Consider the following 25,869-nt stretch of genomic DNA (forward strand, 5'->3'; position numbering starts at 1 on the left):
CATGAACTCCATGTGTGAGCTAAGATATAGTGACTTTACAAATGAATTTTCATTTAAGACCATATAATCAATATATTTTAAATATAGTTACCAACATTTATCTAGGGTTAGATTTTTATAAAAAAATACTGATTTTCAATTATCAATAAAACAAAAACAATGGAAAACAAATATATCGTGTTATAATAGATATAAAATAAATTGTAAACGGATTTAATAATTCCATTTATTATGATTGATTTTGTAAAAATTTTATGAAGAAAAATCCAAAAAATCAATGTATTATTTAGATATAGAATATCTATGTCAATATAAATAAAGATAAATGGGAATTTGCTCATAAATATGCAGGGATGCAGGGGAGTCATATTTAAACATAATAAAAAGTCTTATAAATCAGTAATAAGACTTTTTAAAAGTATATACAACTTCGTATAATATATATTATGTGAATTTTATAAGAATATTGAAACAAAAGAATATGTACTTATAGCCAAAACTATGATAATCAATATAAGAATATATATCATGAGATGAGAAGACATTTTTTTATACTGTTGAAATGCAGCTAAAGAAGAACAAGTATACAATATCATTGCGATGATATAATTTGTTATAATGACAAAATGATTATCTAAAGACAAAGCAAAAATATATAACAAAGCACCAATAAGAGTACCTCCTAAAGTTATCATAATGCCATGTCTAGTGTCCTGTGAATTCATAATAAATTTCTCCTAGATGATTTGATTTAATATAGATGATCCTATACCAGGGTTTTCAACATCAAAATTATCTGCAATGGTTGCTCCAATGACTGCATAGCTTTTTAACAGTCCTAAATGTTTAGGCATTTGTAAAGACTTGCTATAAATGATAAGTGGAACATTTTCGCGTGTATGATCTGTTCCTTTGTATGTTGGATCATTTCCATGATCAGCAGTAATCATTAACAAATCATCACTATTTAAACAATATAATAATTCTTCTAACTGATGATCAAATTCAACAATGGCTTGTCCATATCCTTCAGGATTTCTTCGATGTCCATAAACAGCATCAAAATCTACTAAATTTAAGAAAGCTAATCCACGAAAATCTTCTTTCGCAATTTCTATTGTTTTTTCCATACCATCATGATTAGAAACAGTTTTAACTTTACGTGTAATACCTTGATCAACAAATATATCTGGTATTTTACCAATTCCAATGACTTCAATTTGATTTTCTTTAAGACTATCTAAAACAGTTTTACCAAATGGTTTTAACGCTAAATCATGACGATTAGCTGTTCTTACGAATTCACCTTTCTTTTTACCAACAAATGGTCTGGCAATGATGCGTCCGACTTTCCATCTGTCATCCATTGCAATTTCTCTAGCAATTTCACACGCTTTATATAATTCTTCAAGAGGTATAATTTCTTCATTAGCAGCAATTTGAAATACTGAATCTGCTGATGTATAAACAATCCAATCACCAGTTTTTATCTGATGTTCACCCCAGTCATCAAGTATTTTTGTGCCACTTTCAGCATAATTTCCAACACATTTACGACCTGTTTTTTCTTCAAATAGATCAATGAATTCTTTTGGAAATCCTGTTTCAGTGAATGTTTTAAAAGGTTTGGTAATATGTAATCCCATCATTTCCCAATGTCCAGTCATTGTATCTTTACCATTGGAAACTTCTTCAAGTCTCGCAGTATAAGCTAATTGATTTTTTAAAGCATGAATACCTTGAAATTGACCAATATTTCCTAAGCCCATTCCTTCTAAACAAGGAACATCTAGTCCCCCTACTTTTTCGCAGATATGACCTAAAGTATTTGCGCCAACATCATCAAATTGTGCAGCATCATGTGCATCTCCTATACCTAATGAATCTAACACTATTAAAAATACACGTTTATATTTTTCCATTTTTCTTGTTCCTTTCTTGCATTCTAGGATGTAATTGACGATAATCCTCAATTGCTTTATTTTGTGATACATGTGTATAGATAGTTGTTGTTGAAATATCACTATGCCCTAGCATTTCCTGAATTGAACGTAAATCAGCATCATGTTCTAATAAATGTGTCGCAAAAGTATGACGTAAAGTATGAGGACTTATGTGTTTCATTAAACCACTATTTTTCACTAAATGTTCAAGAATATGATAAAAATCATCTCTCGTCATTACTTTTCCATTTTGAGTTAAAAAAAGATAAGGTGTTGTTCCTTTTTTGCAAAGTTCATCACGGTACTTTTCAATATATTCTTTGAGTAGAAGTCCACAACTTTTATTCATTGGAATAATTCTTTCTTTATTTCCTTTTCCAACACATCTAACAAATCCTTTTTGAATATTCACACTTTGCAAAGTTAATGAACACATTTCACTCACACGCAAACCACATCCATATAAAACTTCTACCATACAACGATTTCGTGATGAATTGGCATCTTTTACAACAATAGAATTTAATAATTGAAACATTTCTTCTTCACTTAAAACCTGTGGCAGATATTTTTTACGCTTTGGCATTTCAAAAGAACTCATTATATTTTGAGAAACAATTTTTTCTTTAATGAGAAATTGATAAAACTGTCTTAAAGATATCATATGACGATCAATAGTTGCATCACTTAATTTTTGACGCATTGTTTTTAAGTATGAATATACATGATCCTTGTTTACATCCTCGATATATTGAATTTCATATATCTTAAAAACATAATCCAAAAAATGTTTAATATCTCTTTGGTATGCATGAACAGTATGCTGACTATAATTTTTTTCAACAATCATATACTCTCGATATTCCAACATAGCATCTTTACATTTCAAAATACATCACCATTGCTATTATAACAATTTTTATCAAAAAAAACTACTAAAGTCACTTCTAAAATAAAGGAACAATATATAATCGAAAAGCTAATGAACATGTGAGTACAATCAATGAGGCAATAATAAAATTAAGTCGATAATTTAAAATACTTTTGATATTAAAATTCTGTTCGATATAAAAATTAACTAATGTCACATAACTAGATATATATAGGCCAATATAAACAATAATTGAAACTATGATGATTTCAAAAAGAATTTCACATAACATTAAAATAACCATAATTACATTCATTTGAACAACAGATAAAACATATTGTAGAGAAAATGATATTTGTAATCCTTTTAAAAAAGTTATAAATAACAAACCTAATTGTCCTACATAACTCGTACTTAAATATGTACAAATAAAAATCAATAATCCACTTTGAATAATATATAATTGGTAATGATTTGTATAACTTTCAATATTTAAATAAAATAAATAATGGAAAAACTTTTGTATAGGTTCCTGTGTATGCGTATACTGATAAAATCCAAATAAAAAGCCCATTAATCCAGTAACCCCAATTGCAATAAGTATATATTTTTTATTTTGAATAAAACGCTGTAAAAAAACACTCATGTTATCACCTCTGTAAAGCATATGAGCGTTCTTTTAAATTATTCATTATTTTTGAGATACTTTTTTTGAATTTCATCATCTTCAATAAGTGAGGATGCTTTCATAACTTTCATATCAGGAAAATGTTCATTAAATTGATGAATAAACTGATCAGTTTGAGAATGATGAGATAGATGATTCCCTTGTTTACCAAATAAAGATAACTGTATATTTAAATCTTGAACATGAACAACATTATTTAAACTGACACCAACAAGACGTAAATTTTCACCATTATAAATACTTTCAAACAATAATAAAGCTGTCGCATAAATGATATCAAAATCATTTGTATATTGATCAATAATAGTTTGTTTTGTTTTTGATTTTTCTCGTGTATATTTAAGTGTAATAGAAATAGAATTAGATACAAGATCTCTTTTTTTGGCACGATTTGAAACTTCCTGTGATAAAGAATGAAAAACAGATTTAATGAATTCTTCATCATGACTATCATTTTCAAAAGTCGTTGAATTTCCAACTGATTTTAACTCATTCTTCTCATAATTGATTTTAGAGAAATCTTTGCCATTAGCTCTTTGATAAACAATAAATGTATTCTTTTGAAAAATAGTTCTTATTTTTTCATAGTTTTCATATTTTGCCAAATCACCAATAGTATAAATTCCCATTTGCTGTAATTTTGGAACAGTCTTTTTCCCAATTCCATGCATATCCCCTACAGGTAAATGCCAGAGTTTTTCTTTAAAATTACGATTTGTAATCATGGTTATCCCCATTGGTTTTTTCATATCACTAGCCATTTTAGCAAGAAATTTATTAGGCGCAACACCAATAGAACATTGTAATTTTAAAGTTTTAAAAACATGATTTTGAATGTCTTTAGCGGCCTGATATGGATGGATATGCTGATGTTGAATATATTCTGTCATATCAACATAGCACTCATCAATACTTGCAACTTCAAGTTTTTTTGAAAAAGATGAGATAAGCTCAAAAAATTGTTGAGATAGAGTTTTATATAGTTGAAAATGAGGTGGAACAGTAATCAATTGAGGACATAGTTCTTTTGCTTGAAATAAAGGCATTGCTGAATGAATTCCATATTTTCTTGCTTCGTAAGAGGCAGTTGTAATAATGCTGCGACGTGACTCACGACAGACAACAATAGGTTTTCCTTCTAAATCAGGATTTTGAGAGATTTCAGCACTTGCAAAAAATGCATTCAAATCAATATGAAAAATAATTTGCAAAGAAATCACCTCAACTTTCATAACTATTTTAACATATAGTTTTTATAATTATAAAGACTTTCTTTTTTTACATGATCAGTTTTATGTGCTAATCTTAATTTATCAGCAATCATTGCAATAAATTCTGAATTTGTTGGTTTCGCTTTAACAGCCGAAACAGTGTAACCAAATATATCATCAATAGCATCTGTATTTCCCCTATTCCATGCGACTTCAATAGCATGTCTAATAGCTCTTTCTACACGAGATGAAGTTGTATTATACATTCTTGCTATATCTGGATATAAAACTTTTGTAACCTGACCAAGAATTTCAATATTATAATATGTTGTTAAAATAGCTGTTCTTAAGTACATATAACCTTTAATATGAGCAGGTATTCCAACTTCATGTAAAATTTCTGTGATTTCATTTTCAATCTTCACTTTTTTATATTTTTCAGATTCATCCTGATCCATTAAATCTGTTTTTTGGAATTCAGAAGCAGTAATATAAAGTGTTGATTGAATAAAGTGTTGAATATCAAAAGGATATTTAAAGCAATAAGTGACACCAAGTTCTTCTAACATATTGCAAATTGTCTGATTTGTAAATTGGGTAATACAGATAACTTTTTGAAAAGATTGTTTATTCATTTCTTTTAGTTTTTTCAAAACGCCAATGCCATCAATTTCAGATAACATCAGATCAATAATTAATAAATCACAAGTTCTTTGATTAAAGAAATTTAAACAATCAATACCATTTTGTGCCGTTCCAACAACAGTCATTTTATTTGTTTTTTCTAAATTATATTTTATATTTTCCAATAACTCTGGTTGTTCGATAGCAATAAATGTTTTCATAATTTCCAATTTTCCCTTTCGATTTCTTCTCATCAGCAAATTTATTATATATGTGTCAAATTCATATTCCTAGTCTTTATACAAAAAATAAATGTGAAAAAATGAATTTATATCTATTCGTCAAAATTTTCACTGCTTTTTTCGACATAAAGTTTGTTAAAAAGTCTAATCGTGTTGAAATAAGAAAAAGAGAATCTAGCAGGATTCTCTTTCTATTTGTCGTTTTTAAGCATCCAATCAATATATAATCCATAACCTTGATGAACATTGTTTATGTCAACATGTGTTACACATCCAATGAGTTTATTGTTTTGAATGATAGGTGAACCACTCATTCCTTGAACAATACCATTTGTTAATGACAGAACTTCTTCATCTGTTATTTCGAAAGTTATACCCTTTACATCAGGTTCGTTTTGTTTCTTTAAATCAGTGATGCGAATTGAACAACGACTGACTTCGTGACCATTGAGAACAGTTAAAAAATAAGCTTCTCCCAATTCAATCTCAGCCATAGAAGCTGTTGAAATTGTTTGAAGTTGATCAGAAAGATTTGTATATTGACCATAAATACCATAATTATTATTTTCATACAATCTTCCTATTTCAATAGAACCGATTTCAGCAATTTTTTCTCCTGGATTTCCATTTTGAGAAGGGTTTATTTTTTTAACATACGAATTATAAACTGTTCCATTTTTAATCGTTGTATCACTTGATAATGAAGTATCATACATCATATGTCCTAATGCTCCAAAGTGATGTGTTTCAGGGTTATAATACGTCATCGTCCCTATGCCAGTTAAACCATCCTGAACATAAAGTCCAGTCGTAAATTGATCATCTTTTTTTTGAAATTTCAATTCTTTTTTTATGGTCTTATTCTGACGTTTTAAGGTTAACATAATTTTTTGATTCTTTTCTACACTGTTTTTAACAGATTCCATTAACTCTGAAATAGATTCTACATTCTGCTGATTCACTTGCGTAATTAAATCACCAGACTGATAGCCATCACTTGCTGGATTATAAGGACGATTGTCAATAGAAATATCATAAGTTCCAGTAATCATAACACCTTCATAATCAAGCTCGATCCCTATTGATTGACCACCTAGAATAACATCTGCTGCAAAGACTTGAAAGGATGGGAATACTAATGAAACGACAGTGATGAGTGATATACTCAACTTTTTAAAAAGCAAAGCATATACACCTCCTTGTAATCAAATTGATTACATTTTATTTTGGCATATATGCTTTATTTTATGCATCTAATAATTTTTTAGCATTTGCTATAGCTTCTTGAGTCATAGTTTCACCAGATAACATTTTTGCAATTTCTATAATTTTTTGGTTAGAATCTAGAAGATGAATAGAAGTGATAGTTTCATCATCAGTTGATTTTTTTTCAATACAATAATGATAATCTGCCAAAGCTGCAACTTGAGGTAAATGAGTAATACAAATAACCTGTTTTTTTAAAGCTGTTTTTTTCATTTTTTCACCAATTTTCGTCGCAACTTTTCCACTGACACCAGTGTCAATTTCATCAAAAATAATAGTATCAATACTGTTATATTCTAAAATTGTTGTTTTAATTGCTAACATTATACGTGAAATTTCTCCCCCACTTGCTGTTTCGTTTAAAAGGCTTAAATCTTGTCCCTGATTGATAGAAACCATAAATTGTACATCAGTACATCCTAGTGGTTGAAGCATTTGAGATTCTTTTATTTGAACTTTAAAAATAGCTTTATCTAAATATAAGTCTTGGAGTTCTTGATGAATATCAGCTTCAAATTTTTTAGCATATTTTTTACGTATATGATGCATTTGCATTGCGATATCTTTTGTTTTCTTTTCTTGTTGCTGAAGCTTATTTTGAAGCTGTAAAATATATTCTTCTCTATTTTCAATAGTTTGAATTTTTTGTATTAATTCATCATGATATTCCTGAATATTTTGCATTGTAAAACCATATTTTCTTTTTAATCTATTGACTTTAAATAAAATATCTTGAAGTTCATTAAAACGATATTCATCAAAATGAAAAGAACGATATGTATCCAGTATATTTTCTGTAATATCTAATAAGTTATAATAAAGATTTTGTATACTTTCTACAGGTTCCTCAAACTCTTGATAAGAAGATAATGATTGGATTTCATAAGTAGCCTCTTTTAATTTTGGTAAAACACCTTGACCATTATTCATAAGTTGTTCAAAATTTCGAATACTTTCATTCATTTTCTCATAATTTTGTAATATTTTTAATTCTTCTTCAAAACGATCTATTTCATCATCTGTATAACTGACTTCTTCAATTTCTTTTAATTGACTTTTTAAAAAATCAAGCTGTTCATCTGACATATCTTCTTGAATAGTTTGATTCAAATGTTGTTGTATATCTTTATATTGTTGAAATTGAGTTTGATAATCTAAGAAAAGATCTTGTAGCTCATCTTTTGCATATTCGTCCAATAAAAGGATATGGTTTTTTTGAGCAAAAAGTTTTTGTGTTTCAAATTGAGAATGAATATCAATCAAATAAGGCATTAATAACTTCAAAGCATTATGAGTAGATGATTGATAATTGATTTTAACTTGACTCTTACCATTACTTTGAATATTTTTTGTAATAATAAATTCGTCATCAGCTTCTATATGTAATTGCTGACATATAACTTCTAGTTGAGGTGTCACAGTCACATCAAAAACACCTTCAATGACAGCTTCTGAACATCCTTTTTTGACAAATGAAGCAGAAGAGCGGTTACCACATAATTGTCCAATAGCATCAATCACAATAGATTTTCCAGCTCCTGTTTCTCCAGTAATAACGCTCATTCCTTCTTGAAAATCAATTTTCATTTTATCAATAATAACAAATGATGAAACATATAAACTTTTTAACATGTATTTCACCTACCCTTTAAAATGGCTGTGTGCTTCTTCGACAACTTTATAAATATCTATATCTTTATCTACATTCTGACAATGAATAAAGCATCCTAAAAACTCAATATTCCCTTCTCCTCCAGTAATTGGCGAGTAAGTCAGTCCCTGTAAAGAAAATCCTTGTTCACGAGCATATGTAATAACTTCTTGAATGACTCTTTGATGAATTTCAGGTTGTGAAACTATTCCATGTTTACCAACATCTTCTCTGCCAGCTTCAAATTGTGGTTTAATTAAAGCCACACAATATGAATCCTTTTTTAAAATCTGAGATAAAGCAGGAAATATATGTTTTAACGAAATAAACGAAACATCAATACTCGCAAAATCCGGTTGACCATATTGAAATAAATCCATTGTAGCATATCGAAAGTTTGTTTGTTCTAAAACGTGAACACGAGAATCATTTCTTAATTTCCAGACTAACTGATTTGTTCCAACATCTAATGCATAAACCTCTCTAGCACCATGTTGTAAAGCACAATCTGTAAATCCTCCTGTAGAAGAACCAATATCAAGCATTAATAGATGATTTAAATCTAAATTAAAAATTTGAATAGCTTTTTCAAGCTTTAGTCCGCCACGTGATACGTAAGGCAATTTTTCTCCTTTGATATGCAAATGTGAATCAACTGGTATTTTAGTACCTGGTTTATCAATATAGTCATAATCATCACGAACGATTCCCGCCATTATAGCTCGCTTTGCCTTTTCGCGAGAATCAAATAATCCCTGTTCTACACAAAGAATATCAACTCTTTCCTTCTTCATCAAGTATCTCCTTTACTTTTTGTTTTAAATCATCTAAATGTATATGTTCTATTTTGAATAATGTGTCTAAATCTCCCTGAGGTGTGTAATGGTCATCAATTCCTATATAATCAATAGTCATAGGCATTTTCTTTCTTGAATAATAATGAGCAATAGATGCACCTAACGACCCAATCATCAAATCAGTTTCATAAACAAGTATATGTTGATGTGTTTGAGACAGTTCATCAAGAATATTTTCATCCATAGGTTTAATAAAACGTGCATTAATTAAATTAACTGGTAATTGTTCTGTCATAAGCCAATAAGCAACACGATCAACTTTTACATCATAAGTCATAATAGTTAAAGCATTCTGTGAATCAAAGATAATCTTTTCCCATGCTCCTATACTTATCTCCTTATCTAAAGAAACATCTTTATCTTCAATATTCCCCTTTGGAAATCTGAGAATATATGGATGTTGAAAGTGACGAAAAACAGTATTTATCATCATTTTCAGTTCAATAGCATCTTTAGGTGTCATAATAACAAGATTTGGAATAGATGAAAGAATACTCATATCAAAAACGCCATGATGTGTTTCACCATCTGCACCAACAAGTCCACTACGATCCACGCCTATGAGACATGGTAATTGCATTCTTGCAATATCATGGTTGATCTGATCATATGCACGCTGTAAAAAAGAAGAATAAATAGTAATAAATGGTTTCTTTTGAGCATTTGAAAGTCCAGCAGCAAAAGTCATAGCATGTTCTTCAGCAATGCCTACATCAAAAGCACGATCAGGAAAAGTATCAAAAATATGACGCAGACAGCTTCCTGATATCATTGCTGGTGTAATTGTTACAATGTCCTGGTCTTCATACATCCATTTTTCAATATGTCTTGCAACAACTTCACTCCAGCTAATCATAGAACTTTCTTTTGAACGAATACCTTCACGATAATCAAATGGAGCAACACCATGATAAACTCCATAATAATCATTTTCAGCAAGAGGGTATCCTTTTCCTTTTACAGTATGGACATGAACAACAACACTATGATCCATTTCAGATGCCAAACTCAAAGCATTAAAAAGATCATGAAAATCATGACCGTTAATAGGTCCTATATAATCTAAACCAAATTCACCAAAAATATTATCATTAATAACATTGTTTTTTATTTGATCCTTTACTTTTTTTGTTATTTTATAAACTTTTTTTCCTAAATTTGATTTACTCAAAAAAGAAATATAATTATTACGAGCGTTTTTATATTGCGTAGACATACGAATATCAGAAAAGAAATTACTTAAGCCACCAACATTTCTAGAAATAGACATATTATTATCATTAAGAATAATAATCACTTTAGAATCAACAGATCCAATATAATTAAGCGCCTCAAATGATTCCCCACTCATAAGTGCAGCATCACCTACAACACATATCATTTCACCTTGTTCGTGATTTAAATCTCTAGCAATAGCCATTCCAATAGCTGCTGATAATGCTGTTGATGAATGACCAGCTTCCCATACATCATGAATACTTTCTTTTTTCTTTTGAAAACCACTCAAACCATTATATTGTCTAAGTGTTGAAAATTGTGCAGCTCGTCCTGTCAATATTTTATGAACATAAGATTGATGTCCAACATCAAAAATGATTTTATCTAATGGTGAATCAAAAATATAGTGTAAAGCAATTGTTAATTCAACAACCCCCAAATTACTAGAAAAATGTCCACCTGTTTCAGATACATGATGAATAATAAACGACCTGATTTGAGCAGCCAGTTCTTCTAGTTCTTCAATATTTAATTGTTTTAAAAACTGAGGATTCTTGATTTGCTCAAGTTTCATTTAACTCACCCTTTTCAAAATTTTTATAAACAATTCTAAAATCAATCCATGATTAATTTGCATTGCATAAATTTTTTCATAACATTTTTGGAATAATTCTTCGATTTTTTTCTGTGAAGCTTCGACTCCTATCAAGCTTACATAAGTAGATTTATGATTTTCCAAATCACTTCCAACCTTTTTTCCTAACTCTTCAGTCGTCCCTGTAACATCTAAAATATCATCCTGAATTTGAAATGCTAAACCCAAGTCAAAACCAAGTTGTTTCCACGCATCAAGATCACTTTTTTTGGCGATACAGGCAGCCATTTGCATGCTAACTGAAATTAACTCTCCTGTTTTATGTTTATGGATATCTTCTAATTGAGATAAATCAGCTTTTCGATTTTCAAAATAAAGATCTTGCTGTTGGCCATAAATCATCCCATTAATTCCACTTGCCTGATACAAAAGATTAGTTAGTTGAACTTTTAAAGAATCATCAAGTGAGGTTGTTTGTAATATGATATTAACTCCTAAATTTAATAAAGCGTCACCAGCCAAAATAGCTGTAGCTTCATCAAATTCTTTATGACACGTTTTTCTTCCTCTTCTTAAATCATCATTATCCATACCAGGTAAATCATCATGAATAAGTGAATAAGTATGAATCATTTCAATTGCACATGCAACATCTAAATATTGATGGTAATCAAATTGATAAGCTCTTAACACTGTTAAAAATAAAATTGGACGCAAACGTTTACCAGGTGCCAATAATGAATATAACATTGCATCCTTGACTCTTCCATCTTTCAATGGTTCACATAATTCTGCTAAACGTTGATTAATTTCTTCTTTCATTGTATCCATTGTATTATTCCCCATTCTTAAATTCTTTGAGCTTTCCATCTTCATATATTTGTGCAACTTTTTCTTGAATATTTTTTAGTTTTTCATCACAATATTTGGAAAGAGTAATACCTTCTTGAAATAAAGCTATGCTATCTTCTAATGCAATTTCATTATTTTCAAGTAAACTTACAATTTCTTCTAAACGCTTTATAGCTTCTTCATATGTCATTGCTTCCATTTTCTCACCTACTTTATTTGTGCTTTTCTCATACCATCATAAAATTGTATATCAATAAGATCATCTGTTTTTACATCATTTTGAGATTTTATAAGTTGATTATCCTTCTTTATTAAAGTATAACCTCTCTGCATAACTTTTAAAGGGCTTAAAGCATCAAGTTGGATAATCAATTGTTGAATTTTATAGTTTTGTTTTTGTATATTTTGATCCATTTTTTGCTTTAACTGTTTTTGATGATGTAAAAGCTGTTGTTCAATTTTCATATTTAATAACTTAAACTGATAAGAGAACTGATCTTGTAAATGGGTTAAACGTAATATCTCTTGTGAATAAAGAGTTTCTGGTGTTGTTAAAAAATAAGAATTTTTTAATCTATTTAATGTTTGTTGACAATTTTGAAGATAGTGGTTCATATCATGCACCAATTGTTGGGTTAATCCATTCAAATGTTTTTTTAATTCTTCCTGATCAGGCGTAGCGCTTACAGCTGCTGCTGTTGGGGTTGGACAACGCAAATCACTGACAAAATCGCATATTGTAAAATCTAATTCATGTCCAACGGCACTAATAATAGGCGTCTGGCATTGAAAAATAACACGGGCTAAAGCTTCTTCGTTAAAATTCCACAAATTCTCAATTGTACCACCACCACGTGTTATCACAATTAAATCAAAACCAATGCGATCTACATTTTGTAAAGTTTCGATAATTTTTAAATATGCATTTTTCCCTTGGACTGGAATTGGGAAAAAAATCAATCTTACAAAAGGGAAACGTGAATGTGCAATTTCAATAAAATCATGAACAGCATCTCCACTTTTAGCTGCTAAAATAGCGATAGATTTAGGAAAACGAGGTATAGGCTTTTTATACTTTTCATCAAATAAGCCTTCTTTTGCTAATTTCTTTTTCAAATCTTCAAATGCTAGATATAACTTTCCTAGGCCATCCTGTTCAATTGATTGTACATATAACTGATATTCACCAGTGACTTCATAAACCGAAACACGGGCTCGTATATACACTTTCATTCCATTTTCCAATTGAAATTGAAGTTTTTTTGCTGCCGAAGAAAACATAACTGCTGAAATTCTTGAATGATCATCTTTTAAAGTGAAATAAAGATGACCACTAGGATGTGGTCTATAATTTGAAATTTCACCAGTAATATAGACATTATGCAAAGAAGCATCCTGATCAAATCTTGCTTTTATATATTTATTTAATGTATGTACACTAATATATTTTTTTGCATCCATTAAGCAATATGTCCTAAAATACCATTAATGAATTTATAAGATTCATCATCACAGAACTTCTTAGCATTAACAACAGCTTCATTAATCACAATTGTTTTAGGAAGATCGGATTCCAACAATTCACAAGCCGCAATTAATAAGATGGCTCTTTCCATAACGCTTAAACGTTCAAAAGTCCAACCTTTCTTTAAATGTTTTTCTAATAATTTTTGATAAGATTCTTTATTCTGTAATGTTGTTTCTACTAACCACAACGCAAATTTTAACGAATCTTCGCTTGTTGATAACTTTTCATTTTCTGATATATAAGTACGCATTTCATCAAGAGAAGTTCCTACTAATAAATTTTGGTAAATACAAATCGTAGCTTGTTCTCTCGCTATTTTTCTATGTGTTTTTTCCATATAATTAAGTTGCCTCCACAATTTTCAAATATATTACATTTTACCACAATTATATATAAAAATAAACAAAAGAAAAGTAAGAAATCATTTTCTTACTTTAATCAAACTCAATATTATCAACTTCAATATTGATGTGTTGTACGTCAACATCAGTCATTTGTTTAACAGCAACTGCTATTTTCTCCTGAATTTCTTTTGTTATTGATGAAATATTAACACCATATTTAATACGAACATGGATACATATATAAACTTCATTATCTTTTATTGAGCAGTTTACTACTTTTTTTGTACCGGGAATCTGCATTCCCTTAGATGTATCTAAAGAAACATTTTTCATTTCATTGACAGTTCTCTTTGTAATTTCATCAAACACTTGAACATTCATCAAAATCTTTCCATTAACACGTCCTTGTGTATAAGTATAGTATTCATTATGTGCCATAACATTACCTCTCTTCTTACTACTATTGTATATAAAAAGTTACAAAAATACAAGTTTTATTCATCAATAAATTTAACTTCCACCTGATATGAATCACCTACTAAATTAAGAACTTCTTTAATGACATTTGAAGCATCACTTTGTGTTGCATCCTTTTTCAAAATTGTTATTTTGACAGTCTGATTATCAATTTCTACATAACTTTCCTGATAACCAAGTTCCCCTAATTGTGTGACAATTGATTTTTCTTTTTCAGTCACATTTTTTGTTTCACTTATAGTTTCTAGTGCTTCATTAATAGATTCAGAAGTGCTTGATTCTTTTGCAATAATTTCATTGTTTTTAGTAATAATATCTTCTCTTTTTTTATCAAGCTGATTCTGTAATTGTTCAATAGTAGAAATATCATTTTGAACAACTTCATTTTGTGAGGTTGGTGGTAACATGATGTAATAAATTGATAACACAAGAATAAGACTAAATAAAGTTAAAAATGTAAAAGCCTGTTTATTCATATTCATTCTCCTTTTTTCTATATACTATATGATAAAACAGACTTAATTATGAAAAAAAGAGCTTACGCTCTTCCTTGATATTTACCATCAACTGTATTAACAATAACAACTTCACCTTCATTAATAAATAAAGGAACTTTAATTTGATATCCAGTTTCGATAGTTGCATTTTTTGTTGCTCCAGTTGCTGTATCACCTTTTACAGCTGGTTCAGTTTCAGTAATTTTAAAAGCAACATTAATTGGTAATTGAATTCCTAAAACTTCACTTTCATAACTTGTTATTTCTACTTCGTCTGAAGGTTTTAAGAAATTCTTTTCCCATTCAAGACGACTAGCAGGAATTTCAATTTGTTCATAAGTTTCATTATCCATGAAAACAAAGCTATCTCCTGAATCATATAAATATTGCATTTTTCTTTTTTCAATCATTGCTAAATCAACTTTTGCAGTAGGATTATAAGAAACTTCAGTAATAGCACTTGTTCTCATATTTTTTCTTTTTACCATATATTTTCCTGATAATCTACCTTGTTTATTTTGATCATTAGAAATACATAAAAAAAGATCATTATTTTCTGTATATGCATTTCCTGGTTTTAATTCTTTAATGTTGACTGCCATAAAAAATATCTCTCCTTTGCTATATGTCTTCTAGATTATAGCAAATTTCAATGATATTGTAAAATAAAAAAGTGCATTGTACTATTGCTTTAGAAAAAAAGAATAAAGATAAAATCTATTGCAAGTAAAATATAGGTCATAACTTTTAGATTGCGTTTCTTTTTTTCATCTATCATTGCCTTATTACAATAACATGTTAATAAAAAACAAATAATCAAAATACCAAAAACAATATAATAAATCATAAAATAGAACCTCCTATACATATTCAAATTTTAAAATGGCTCCTGTATCCACTTCTACCCACACTAAAAAAGAATACTGCATCTGTTTTGTTTGAACAAATGTTGTGACTTCATAATAATTCCCTAAATCATCTACGGTTGATATCACTTCATTACCATTAAAACTGTAATCATCACTTAGTAAAATATCATTTTGAACAGTATCGCTATAATATTTTACCAAGAAAATTTCTAAATTTTTTTGTTTCAATAACAAAGAAATAGAATGGAGCTGGCTGGCAGATTGAAGAATATAAAAACTCGTTATAGATAATGCTAATGTTAAAAGCATAAAAACAATTAATACGATTTGAAGAATAGATCCCCTTCTATTCATTAGTAACGATTTCATCTTGTCCTTCCTCTTTTTCAGAAGTAAACGCATATGTCAATAGAAAAGAGTAACGTTGACGATCTCTTGTTAAATGGATATATATCAAATCATTTTCAATAGAAAAAGAAACATCATCAACATGAAATAATAATATTTCAAATCCTGGCGTTTTTACTAATCTATTGTTATCAAGAATAAGCGAGTTCTCTTCTCCATCAAAATCTAAATAGCGAAATACCTCTCCAACTTCTATGTACGATGTTCCAATGGTATATTGACTGCATTGTTTGGCTGCAATATAAATATCTTCATTATTTGCAGTATGATGAGTATAAGCGTATTGTATAAGATTAAATAAACTGGTTAGAGTGAAAATAATTATCAGTGTTATTGAAAGAGATAATAATACTTCAATTAAAGTAAAACCATCTCGATGATACTGACGTAATCTTGTGAATATGTAAAATCACCTTCTTCTTTTAACAATAATTGATAATCTTGATGTATCTTTATTTCCTTTTTGTATAATATTGAAAATAAACTTATAAAGAGAATGAAAATTGAAATAAAAATTTCAAAAGCAAACAAGCTTTCAATTAAAGTAGTTCCTTTTCTATTGAACATAAAAACTACCACTTCCAATCTGATAAACAAGTGTATAAACTTGACTCCCACAATAATAGGTGAGTGTCTTTGCTCCTTGAATGTTTCCATTTTCATTAAATGTCAGCTGATGTGATTCAAATGAATCATTTGAGTCAAGAGGAAAAGTTTGTGAGGATTCTTCCCATTCGTATTGAATAAAATCTGATGCAAAAGTCACTGTCACTTGCGTTTTTAGATTCATAGCTGTCAATTTTGCCTGATATAAAAAACGTGTTATTTCTTCAATCTTTGTGTGATCATTTTTGACTGGTAAATGTATGCGCCACGACAAACAAAATAACATACACATAATCATGAGAACAAATAATGTTTCAATCATAGTGAATCCTGATTTATCGTACATAGGCTTGCCCATTTTTGATAGATATTTTCTTTCCATTTGGACAGACACCCTGCTTTTCTGTTAAATATGGATCAGAGCCACTTGTTAAATCAGAAATCTTGGTTGGTAATTTACCATTTTCAATTTCATATAACAAAATTTGTGAATTGACAACCTCAATTTGAGCTTCACACCCTTTATTTTTAACAACAGTATTTTTAGATGTTACATTAGGAATAACAAGAAGTAAAATAACTAAAATAACACTAATACAGAAGATCATTTCAATTAAAGTAAACCCTTTTTTATTAAACATATTTACTTTCCTTTCTATTATATATTTGATATGGAATTCATCATAGGAATAATAATGGCTATATAAATTGTAATGACAAATATAGCCACAAAGCCATAAATCATAGGAATCAGATATTTTAAAAAACGTTCTATACAATAATCTAAATATTCATATGTAACCTGAATATAATAAGATAATGAATGTCTTTGTTGTGGATTTTTCATATACATCTGAAAAAAAGATATAAATAAATCATCAAAATATTCAAAGTCTTCCAATATTTCTTCTAAGTTCTCACCTCCATACAATCGATTATTTATCTCATACAAAATAATTTTTAAATCACTATCCGTCATCTGTTCATTTAAAATGCTTATAACACTGGTACTGTCAATATCTTCACTTAATAATTCATGAAAGTATAATGCAAATTTGAGTGAAAAATATTTTTGTAAAATCAGCTTAAATATCGGCCATTTGAGATACATTTCAATAATTCTATATAATTTATGCTTTAACGCATAAATCAGCCTTAAAACAAGATATAACGCTATAAAAACAGCACCAATAATAAAACTTGGTATAAAATAAAAAAAGCCGAATAAAATCTCTATAAGAAATGATTTTTCGATTTGGAAAGAACTAAAAAGTTGATTAACATTCGGTAACAGCATAAACACAACAAATAGTGAAAAAAGAAATAAAAAAGTCACCAATATAGAAGGGTATGTTAACTTTGATTTCAGTTTATTTTGATATTCTTCTTTCATTATGCAAATATCTAGGCTTTTCTTAATTGCTTCTGATAAACAATTTTTATTTTGAAAAAAACGAAAATATTCGCAGAACAAATGTGGTAAAGAAGAATTCAATAAAATGTTTTCTATTGATTCACCGTGATTTAACTGCTCCAACATTTCATCAATAACATGATAATGAATCATTTGCTGACATAAACGTAAAGCTTCTTCAATACTATAACCTGCTTCCAATAAACCATACAGATTTTTTAATAACAAATAATCTTTATTCATAGACAAGTTCCTCTTCAAATAATTCAGATGGGAATCCCATTTCAATGAATTGATGAGCTGCTTTATGAAAAGAAAGATAAGAAAACTCCTGATGATTTAGATATTTGTCTATATCCTCTTTTTTCATGAGTTCAGATATGACAAATGCCTTTTTATTTGCCACATCATATTTCATACGCTGTGAAATAATGCCTACAACAACATCAAGTATATCGGTTTTGTGAATACCCAAATTCATAAAGCGTTTAATAGAAAGTGGTGCATTACTAGCATGGATAGTTGTTAAAACAAGATGTCCAGTTAAAGCACAAGTCAAAGCAATTCTTGCTGTTTCTTCATCTCTAATTTCACCAATCATAATAACATCTGGATCATGTCTAAGGATTTGTCTAAGCGTATCATAATATGTAATACCAATCTTTTCATTCAACTCAATCTGTAAACAACCATCCAAATGAATTTCAATAGGATCTTCTATTGTAATGATGTTTTTTTGAGAGTCATTAAGAATTTGTTTTAAAACAGTATATAAAGTTGTTGATTTTCCTGAACCTGTAGCTCCACTTATAAAAAAGAGTCCATGACTTTGTTTCGATAACCAACAAAGATAATCTTGTATTTCTTTTTGATATGTAAGTTCTTGAATCGAACGTAATTCATGATTGTTTAAAATTCTTATGACAATACTTTCAAATTCTAATGACGGTAAATAAGAAACTCTTAAGAAATATTTTTTCTGATTCATCTTTAAAGAAATATTTCCAGTTTGTGGCATCAAACGATAATTCGTATGAATCAATGATTTATATTTAATAAAATTCATTAATTTATACCCTTTTTCATTTTCTAAAACATCATACAGTTTTAACTCACCAAAAATACGAAATTGAATTCTTAAATCTTTTTTTAATAACATATGAATATCCGTAGCTTTTTGATTCAATGCACGATAAATCATTTTTTCAAATAGTTCATCCATAATAACCCTCCTATTATATATATACGCATTATTTTTTCATTTTTCTTTTTTTCAACAAAAAAAGATCATAAATTTTTATGATCTTAAAAATGGATTATGCTTTTGTTCATAATTTAATGAGCTTTCTTCTCCATGCCCAGGGAGTAAACGTGCATCAAACTGTAAAGATTTAATTTTTTTTAAACTTTCTTTAGTAGTAAGATGAGATGATGTGGGGAAATCATAACGACCAATCGAACCAGCAAACAGAACATCACCACTAAATAAAGCATTTTCTTGAGGAACATAAATCATGCTGCTTCCATAACAATGTCCTTCTAACAATAGCCACTGAACTGTCATCCCTATAAAATTCATTGTAGAAGTTGCTTCCAAAAGAGGAGCTTTTAAAGTAAACGATTCTCCCATCATTGCAGATAGATTATATTGAGGATTTCTTATGATTTCAAATGATTCTTTTTGTGCATATACTGGACATTGAAATCTTTCATATAAATAATCAACAGCGCCAATATGATCAAAATGTCCATGTGTCAATAATATAGCTTTTAATTCTAACTCTTTTTCTTCTAAAAATTTAGCAACTTTTTGTCCTTGAGCACCTGGATCAATAATAAAACATTCATGATTATCATTATATATAACATAACAATTTGTTTGCATTGTTCCTAATATTAATTTTTTTATCATTATCTTCGTTCCTTTCAAAATAAAGAAAAAAAGCCAAAAAGGCTTATTTTTTTTCTTTATGAGTTGTTTTTTTATTACATCTAGGACAGTATTTTTTGACTTCCATTCTTTCTGGATGATTTCTTTTATTTTTTGTATTAATGTAGTTTTCTTCACCACATTCAGTACATTTTAAAATGATGTTTTCTCTCATTTTTACACCTCCATCACGACTTTGCCATACTATAATAGCATAAACAATTCAAAATTACCATAAATTTTTCACTTTTTATCCATATTTTTCAAAATACTTTTCAAATGCATATTTTGATAGAGTCGTACATGTCCCTCCACCAGCATCAGGTAATGCTTCAGCAATACAAGCAACAGCTATTTCTGGATTATCATAAGGAGCATATCCAATAAAGGCTCGATTGGCCCATACGTCACTTGTTCCTTCATAAACTTTCTGTGCAGTCCCAGTTTTTCCTGCTGCTTCATAATCTCCATTGACACTACTCGCTAGTCCTGACACACAACCCATTCTAAATCCAGTATGAATTGTATCAAAAGCTAATTTATAACTTGAGACATCATCAAGTACTTTTACCTGATGTTGTAAAAGTGATATCTTTGTACCATCGTCATCTTCTGTAAAAGATTCCATAAAAAGATGTGGTTGAACTCTTTTACCACCATTGGCAATTGAGGAAACATATTGTGCCATTTGAATTGGTGTATAAGTATCATATTGTCCAATTGCAAAGTCAAGAAAGTTACCAGCTTGTCGTTGTGTAACACGACCACGATATCCTAAGGCTTCACTAGGTAAATCTATACCTGTCTTTACACCTAATCCTAATTCTCCTACATCAAGTCTCATCTGATCAAATGCTGAATCCCTAATAGACAAAGGCTCTCCATATTCATAAGTTCCTCCACCTAATAAGGTTGCAACATAAAACATATAAATATTCGAAGATTGCGACAATGCTTCTGCAGCATTTAAACGTCCTAATCCACCTGTATCCCATGAAAACTTGGTCGGTGTACCAGCTATTTTAAAACCACTACTTGTATCATCAAATTCCGTGTATTGATTAATCACACCATGTTTAATACCTGCATATATTGTTCCACCTTTAAATGCCGAACCTATTTCAAATGCGTTTTGAACAGCGCCACCAGCCAATTCATAAATATCTCCCTTTTCATCTCTTTGATAACCACACATTGCATAAATGGCTCCTGTATTAGGGTCAATCATAACAAGATAAATGTTATTAGCATATCTATATATTGAACTCGTATGTGCCTTCATTTGTTTTTCGATTTCATCAGTAATCGCCGATTGTAAATCCCAATCAATAGTCAAACGAATATTATCACCTTTTGTCCCGCTTGATACAGTTTCTACAACAGGATTTCCATCACTATCATAAGCCAAGGAATAAGTCGCTGGAGTTCCAGCCAAAATATTTTCATACTGCATTTCTAAACCACTTATTCCTACACGTGAATCATTGTTATAATCCTGAGCTAATAATATATCTTTTGTACTTGCAGGCAATCCTTCTTTTTTCGATGTTACTCTTCCTAAAACAGATTTAAATTCTGTACCGTATGTATTTTCTCTTGACCAGTCATTTGTCACTTTAACACCACGTAAAATATCAGAATTTTCACCAATAAGACTTGCTTCTTTAACTGTTAAACCTTCTAATAAAACAACTGATCCACTTGTACAGTTTTGAATTTTTGAATAAATCATATAATACTTCATATCATCATCAGATAAATTGTCTTTTAACATCTGACTTGTAATACGACTTAATTGTAATTGATAAATTTCATCACTTGAATATGTCGATCTTTCTTCGCTAGTGATTAAATCATTAATTAAATCATCTTTAGTATCCTTGCATTTTAAAATCAAATAATCTTTTTTATCTCTTTCAGTTACACTTTTAATATCAACATTTACATTTTTGACTAAAAAATTTGCAATGATTTTGATATCATCTTGCGTAATATTTTGTACGGCATAATAAGTCGCACAATTAATATTTTTATTGTAAGAAAGTCTTTTATAATTTCGATCATAAATATTACCACGGAATGTATCAGCAGTAAAAAGACTCGTATTATATTGTTTAAGTTTTGTTGAATAATATTCCTGTTGAGAAATTTGAGTAATAAACAAACGTATCAACAAGACAACACCAACAGCACCAATAACTCCCATTAAAATTTTAAATCTTCTTGAGATGACATTATCGGTTTGATTTTTAATTTGGGTTTCAATTTCTTTTTGCCCTTCAAATCGAATGGGATTTTTTTTGAATAAATTCAATTTTAATGCACCTCCTCGACTTATTATATTATATACAATCTAGAAAGTAAATCAACCCATAAGAAAAAGAGAATTTCACAAATTCTCTTAATCATCATCAACAGAAAGAATAGCCATAAAAGCTTCTTGAGGAATTTCTACACTTCCTACTGCTTTCATTCGTTTTTTACCTTCTTTTTGTTTTTCTAAAAGTTTTTTCTTACGTGAAATATCCCCACCATAACATTTTGCTAAAACATTTTTACGCATAGCTTTGATATTTGTTCTCGCAATAACTTTACCCTGTATTGCAGCTTGAATAGGAACTTCAAACATCTGTTTTGGGATAATCTCTTTTAATTTCTCACAAATAATACGACCACGATTATAAGCAAAATCTTTATGAACAATTGTTGATAAAGCATCTACAACATCACCATTCAATAAAATATCCATACGTGTTAATCGACTTTCTTTATAACCATCTAATTCATAATCAAAAGAAGCGTATCCTTTTGTACATGATTTTAATTTATCAAAAAAGTCATAGACAATCTCACTTAATGGAATCAGGTAAACAACATTTCTTCTCAAGTCATCAATATATTCAATATCCTGATATTCACCACGTTTAGATTGGCATAGTTCCATAATTGGACCTACATATTCATTAGGTGTCATAATTGAAGCCTTAATAAATGGTTCTTCAATATGATCGATTCTTTGTGGTCCAGGCAATGCAGCAGGATTGTCAATTTCAATCATAGAACCATCTGTTAAATAACAATGATAAATAACGGATGGCGCCGTAGCTATTAATTCAAGATCAAATTCTCTTTCAAGACGTTCTTCAATAACATCCATATGTAAAAGGCCTAAAAATCCACAACGGAATCCAAATCCTAAAGCCTGTGATGTTTCCGGTTCAAAAACAAGTGATGAATCACTTAATTTCATTTTTTCTAATGCTTCTCTTAAATCTTTATACTTTGCATTATCAACAGGATACAAACCACAGTAAACCATAGGATTTAATTGACGATACCCTGGTAACTGAACATTTGAAGGTTGTTCTAAAGTTGTAATTGTATCACCGACATGAACGTCACTAATGGATTTAATCGAAGCAGCAATCCATCCAACTTCCCCTGTTACAAGTTCTTCTTTTTTAACCTCTTTTGGTGTTCTGACCCCTACTTCCAACACTTCATAAACAGCTCCAGTAGCCATAAAACGAATATGATCTCCAACTTTTATTTTTCCTTCTTTGATACAAACAAAAACAATAACACCTCGATAACTGTCATAATAAGAATCAAAAATCAAAGCCTGTGTAGGATGAGAAATATCACCACGTGGTGCAGGAACATTCAAAACAATATCTTCCAAAACATCTTCGATATTTAATCCAGTTTTGGCTGAAATCAAAGGTGCTTCATCAGCTGGTAAACCTATAATATCTTCAATTTCATGAATAACACGCTGTGGGTCTGCACTTGGTAAATCAATTTTATTAATAACAGGTAAAATTTCTAAATCATTATCTAATGCTAAAAAGACATTGGCTAATGTCTGCGCTTCAACACCTTGAGCAGCATCAACAACCAATACAGCTCCCTCGCATGCAGCTAAAGAGCGTGAAACTTCATATGTAAAGTCTACATGACCGGGTGTATCTATTAAATGCAAAAGATATGTTTCGCCATTTTTGGCTTTATAAGTCAATTGAACAGCATTTAATTTAATAGTAATACCTCTTTCTCTTTCCAAGTCCATACTATCAAGTAACTGTTCCTTCATATCACGATCACTCACTGCCCCAGTAAGTTGTAAAATTCTATCAGCAAGAGTCGATTTTCCATGATCAATATGGGCGATAATAGAAAAATTTCTAATATGTGACTGATCAATACTCATCTTTATCTCCCCTTTCTATTCTTATCTATTTTACACAATTCTATCTTAAAAGAAAACAAAAAAATAGTCAAATGACTATTTTTTCATAAAATACTTATCCAAAAATTCAACATGTTCAACTTTGACTTCCATGATCGTTGTAGATAAATGATCAGGAGATTCAAATGTTTTAGACTGAAGCCTTCCTTTAATTCCTAAAAAACTTCCTGCTTCGCAACAATCCATAACTTCTTGAGCTATGCCTTTCCAAAGAACACAACTAATATAATCATGATCTCTAATCCCTAAATTATTACGATAAGGTCTTTCTACATCTAAGATTAAAGTTGCTAATTTAACACCAGTCGGTGTTTCTTTGAATTTTGGATTTTCAGCAAGTCTCCCTATTAAAATAATTTCATTAAACATTTTTATATTTTACCTCCTCATCTATGAGTATATAGGAAAATATAAAAAGTACCAAAAATGGTTATTTTTATTCTTTTTATAACTTTTCTTTATATTTTGGAAGCTCAAAAAGCATAAAAATGATAAAAAAAGGAGAAATCATACAAAAATATGAACCAATTTATTAAAATGAGTCATGTCTATAAAAGAAAAAAAGTAAAGAAAATCTTTACTTTTCAAGCAAAACAAATGCAATTGCATATTTATTTTCATGTGAAATAGAAATATGAGCATGAGAATCATGTAAATAAGGCGCACCACTTTCATCATTTAAAATTTCAATATCATGAAAAGCCATTGCTCCAATACCAACATGACAAGCTTTCATATAAGCTTCTTTACCAGCAAAACGTCCTCCTAAAAATTCTAATTGTCTTTTAGGAGAATTCATTTTTGTAAATATCTGATACTCTTTTGGCGATAAAATATGTTTAACAAAATTGAGATTATGAATATCTAAACGTTCAAGATCAATAATATCAACACCTATTCCCTTCATTAATCTTTAAACTTTTTTTCATAAAGACTCATCAATTCATCTAAACTCATAGAATCATCAATTTCATCAATGAAAGAATCCTCATCTTTGTTTTGGAAATCTAGCTTAAATTCACCAGTTCTCTCTTCAATAATTTTTAATTGATCTTGTTCTTCTTCAACAATATTTGCTATATTTCTTAAATTCTGTTCAACACTTGGTTCTTCCTCTTCAACCTTTTTTGGTTTTTTTGTCTTTTCTTCTTCCACATTTTCAAAAGGACCATAAAACGGACTAATAATGGGAATTAATTCATCTGATTCCTTTTTGACTTTCTTAACCTTAGGTTTTGCCACCTTTTTAACTTCTGGTTTTTTTGTCTCTTTTAAACCTGTCATTGGAGATATAATCTCACTCATACGATAAGTAGATTCTGCAGGCGCACTTTTTTTAACCTCTTTTTTCTTTTGCTCTTCTTTTTTGATATTTTTCTTTGTTTCAACCTCATCATTATAAATAAGAGGAGTACTAAATTTTTCTTTACGTCTTTGTTCTAAAACAGGATCAACTTTTTCAAATAATTCTTCTTCCTCTTCTTTTTTAAAAAACTTTTTAAACATTTTGCTTTCCTCCTTACAACATT

General features: G+C 29.3%; 30 protein-coding genes. All 30 read right to left on the bottom strand.

What is annotated here, in order from left to right; genetic code table 11:
* Positions 1-455: 455 nt before the first annotated feature.
* Positions 456-725 (bottom strand): hypothetical protein, encoded by a 270-nt coding sequence (locus B5E48_RS04105; RefSeq protein ID WP_087304179.1) that lies wholly within the window; start codon positions 723-725, stop codon positions 456-458.
* A 12-nt stretch (positions 726-737) separates the two neighbouring features.
* Positions 738-1,922, bottom strand: a complete 1,185-nt coding sequence (locus tag B5E48_RS04110) for a phosphopentomutase (protein WP_087244022.1) — start codon at positions 1,920-1,922, stop codon at positions 738-740.
* A complete protein-coding gene (locus B5E48_RS04115; protein WP_087304180.1) occupies positions 1,909-2,832 on the bottom strand; it encodes a tyrosine recombinase in 924 nt (307 codons plus the stop codon). Before B5E48_RS04115 ends, B5E48_RS04110 begins: the two co-directional genes overlap by 14 nt.
* Before the next feature lie 58 nt (positions 2,833-2,890).
* Positions 2,891-3,460 carry a hypothetical protein gene (locus B5E48_RS04120; protein ID WP_087304181.1) on the bottom strand — a complete coding sequence of 190 codons (570 nt, stop codon included), beginning with the start codon at positions 3,458-3,460 and terminating at the stop codon, positions 2,891-2,893.
* A 38-nt stretch (positions 3,461-3,498) separates the two neighbouring features.
* Positions 3,499-4,722 (bottom strand): DNA polymerase IV, encoded by a 1,224-nt coding sequence (dinB, locus tag B5E48_RS04125; RefSeq protein WP_224762522.1) that lies wholly within the window; start codon positions 4,720-4,722, stop codon positions 3,499-3,501.
* A 14-nt stretch (positions 4,723-4,736) separates the two neighbouring features.
* Positions 4,737-5,558 carry a sporulation transcription factor Spo0A gene (gene spo0A / locus B5E48_RS04130; RefSeq protein WP_087244092.1) on the bottom strand — a complete coding sequence of 274 codons (822 nt, stop codon included), beginning with the start codon at positions 5,556-5,558 and terminating at the stop codon, positions 4,737-4,739.
* 212 nt (positions 5,559-5,770) lie between these two features.
* Entirely contained in the window at positions 5,771-6,763 is a 993-nt protein-coding gene (locus B5E48_RS04135) for a SpoIVB peptidase S55 domain-containing protein (RefSeq protein ID WP_087304182.1), read from the bottom strand.
* Between the two features lie 61 nt (positions 6,764-6,824).
* Positions 6,825-8,477, bottom strand: coding sequence for a DNA repair protein RecN (gene recN, locus B5E48_RS04140; RefSeq protein ID WP_087304183.1), 1,653 nt, complete (start codon positions 8,475-8,477; stop codon positions 6,825-6,827).
* 9 nt (positions 8,478-8,486) lie between these two features.
* Positions 8,487-9,290, bottom strand: coding sequence for a TlyA family RNA methyltransferase (locus B5E48_RS04145; RefSeq protein WP_087304184.1), 804 nt, complete (start codon positions 9,288-9,290; stop codon positions 8,487-8,489).
* Positions 9,271-11,145, bottom strand: a complete 1,875-nt coding sequence (dxs, locus tag B5E48_RS04150) for a 1-deoxy-D-xylulose-5-phosphate synthase (RefSeq protein WP_087304185.1) — start codon at positions 11,143-11,145, stop codon at positions 9,271-9,273. Before dxs ends, B5E48_RS04145 begins: the two co-directional genes overlap by 20 nt.
* Positions 11,146-11,997, bottom strand: coding sequence for a polyprenyl synthetase family protein (locus tag B5E48_RS04155; RefSeq protein ID WP_087304186.1), 852 nt, complete (start codon positions 11,995-11,997; stop codon positions 11,146-11,148).
* Between the two features lie 4 nt (positions 11,998-12,001).
* Positions 12,002-12,217, bottom strand: a complete 216-nt coding sequence (gene xseB / locus B5E48_RS04160) for an exodeoxyribonuclease VII small subunit (protein WP_087244031.1) — start codon at positions 12,215-12,217, stop codon at positions 12,002-12,004.
* Between the two features lie 8 nt (positions 12,218-12,225).
* A complete protein-coding gene (gene xseA / locus B5E48_RS04165; protein ID WP_087304187.1) occupies positions 12,226-13,479 on the bottom strand; it encodes an exodeoxyribonuclease VII large subunit in 1,254 nt (417 codons plus the stop codon).
* Positions 13,479-13,883: a transcription antitermination factor NusB gene (gene nusB, locus B5E48_RS04170; RefSeq protein WP_087304188.1), complete on the bottom strand. Its 405-nt coding sequence runs from the start codon at positions 13,881-13,883 to the stop codon at positions 13,479-13,481. The genes xseA and nusB overlap by 1 nt, the downstream gene beginning before the upstream one ends.
* 97 nt (positions 13,884-13,980) lie before the next feature.
* Positions 13,981-14,328: an Asp23/Gls24 family envelope stress response protein gene (locus B5E48_RS04175; protein ID WP_087244034.1), complete on the bottom strand. Its 348-nt coding sequence runs from the start codon at positions 14,326-14,328 to the stop codon at positions 13,981-13,983.
* Positions 14,329-14,384: 56 nt separating this feature from the next.
* Positions 14,385-14,843 carry a SpoIIIAH-like family protein gene (locus tag B5E48_RS04180; RefSeq protein WP_087244035.1) on the bottom strand — a complete coding sequence of 153 codons (459 nt, stop codon included), beginning with the start codon at positions 14,841-14,843 and terminating at the stop codon, positions 14,385-14,387.
* Positions 14,844-14,905: 62 nt separating this feature from the next.
* Positions 14,906-15,466, bottom strand: a complete 561-nt coding sequence (gene efp / locus B5E48_RS04185) for an elongation factor P (protein WP_087244036.1) — start codon at positions 15,464-15,466, stop codon at positions 14,906-14,908.
* Between the two features lie 258 nt (positions 15,467-15,724).
* The gene (locus tag B5E48_RS04190; RefSeq protein ID WP_087244037.1) at positions 15,725-16,102 is read right to left on the bottom strand and encodes a hypothetical protein; all 378 of its coding nucleotides are present in this window, start codon (positions 16,100-16,102) and stop codon (positions 15,725-15,727) included.
* Positions 16,080-16,544, bottom strand: coding sequence for a competence type IV pilus minor pilin ComGF (locus tag B5E48_RS14080; protein WP_087304190.1), 465 nt, complete (start codon positions 16,542-16,544; stop codon positions 16,080-16,082). Before B5E48_RS14080 ends, B5E48_RS04190 begins: the two co-directional genes overlap by 23 nt.
* 153 nt (positions 16,545-16,697) lie before the next feature.
* A complete protein-coding gene (gene comGD / locus B5E48_RS04205) occupies positions 16,698-17,129 on the bottom strand; it encodes a competence type IV pilus minor pilin ComGD (protein ID WP_087304192.1) in 432 nt (143 codons plus the stop codon).
* On the bottom strand, positions 17,083-17,388 hold the full coding sequence (gene comGC / locus B5E48_RS04210) for a competence type IV pilus major pilin ComGC (RefSeq protein WP_087244041.1): 306 nt from the start codon (positions 17,386-17,388) through the stop codon (positions 17,083-17,085). Before comGC ends, comGD begins: the two co-directional genes overlap by 47 nt.
* A 17-nt stretch (positions 17,389-17,405) precedes the next feature.
* Positions 17,406-18,404 carry a type II secretion system F family protein gene (locus B5E48_RS04215; protein ID WP_087304193.1) on the bottom strand — a complete coding sequence of 333 codons (999 nt, stop codon included), beginning with the start codon at positions 18,402-18,404 and terminating at the stop codon, positions 17,406-17,408.
* A complete protein-coding gene (locus B5E48_RS04220) occupies positions 18,397-19,383 on the bottom strand; it encodes an ATPase, T2SS/T4P/T4SS family (RefSeq protein ID WP_087244043.1) in 987 nt (328 codons plus the stop codon). The genes B5E48_RS04215 and B5E48_RS04220 overlap by 8 nt, the downstream gene beginning before the upstream one ends.
* 75 nt (positions 19,384-19,458) lie before the next feature.
* Positions 19,459-20,073 (bottom strand): MBL fold metallo-hydrolase, encoded by a 615-nt coding sequence (locus tag B5E48_RS04225; protein ID WP_087304194.1) that lies wholly within the window; start codon positions 20,071-20,073, stop codon positions 19,459-19,461.
* Positions 20,074-20,116: 43 nt separating this feature from the next.
* Entirely contained in the window at positions 20,117-20,266 is a 150-nt protein-coding gene (gene rpmG / locus B5E48_RS04230; RefSeq protein ID WP_066443283.1) for a 50S ribosomal protein L33, read from the bottom strand.
* Positions 20,267-20,341: 75 nt separating this feature from the next.
* On the bottom strand, positions 20,342-22,405 hold the full coding sequence (locus tag B5E48_RS04235; RefSeq protein WP_087304195.1) for a peptidoglycan D,D-transpeptidase FtsI family protein: 2,064 nt from the start codon (positions 22,403-22,405) through the stop codon (positions 20,342-20,344).
* An 87-nt stretch (positions 22,406-22,492) separates the two neighbouring features.
* A complete protein-coding gene (lepA, locus tag B5E48_RS04240; RefSeq protein ID WP_087304196.1) occupies positions 22,493-24,301 on the bottom strand; it encodes a translation elongation factor 4 in 1,809 nt (602 codons plus the stop codon).
* A gap of 75 nt (positions 24,302-24,376) precedes the next feature.
* Positions 24,377-24,709 (bottom strand): single-stranded DNA-binding protein, encoded by a 333-nt coding sequence (locus tag B5E48_RS04245; protein WP_087244047.1) that lies wholly within the window; start codon positions 24,707-24,709, stop codon positions 24,377-24,379.
* Between the two features lie 208 nt (positions 24,710-24,917).
* The gene (gene acpS / locus B5E48_RS04250; protein ID WP_087296593.1) at positions 24,918-25,247 is read right to left on the bottom strand and encodes a holo-ACP synthase; all 330 of its coding nucleotides are present in this window, start codon (positions 25,245-25,247) and stop codon (positions 24,918-24,920) included.
* The gene (locus tag B5E48_RS04255; protein ID WP_087304197.1) at positions 25,247-25,846 is read right to left on the bottom strand and encodes a hypothetical protein; all 600 of its coding nucleotides are present in this window, start codon (positions 25,844-25,846) and stop codon (positions 25,247-25,249) included. Before B5E48_RS04255 ends, acpS begins: the two co-directional genes overlap by 1 nt.
* Positions 25,847-25,869: the final 23 nt, after the last annotated feature.

The organism is Massilimicrobiota sp. An105, from assembly GCF_002161155.1.
In the GTDB taxonomy this organism is placed as follows: domain Bacteria; phylum Bacillota_I; class Bacilli_A; order Erysipelotrichales; family Coprobacillaceae; genus Allocoprobacillus; species Allocoprobacillus merdigallinarum.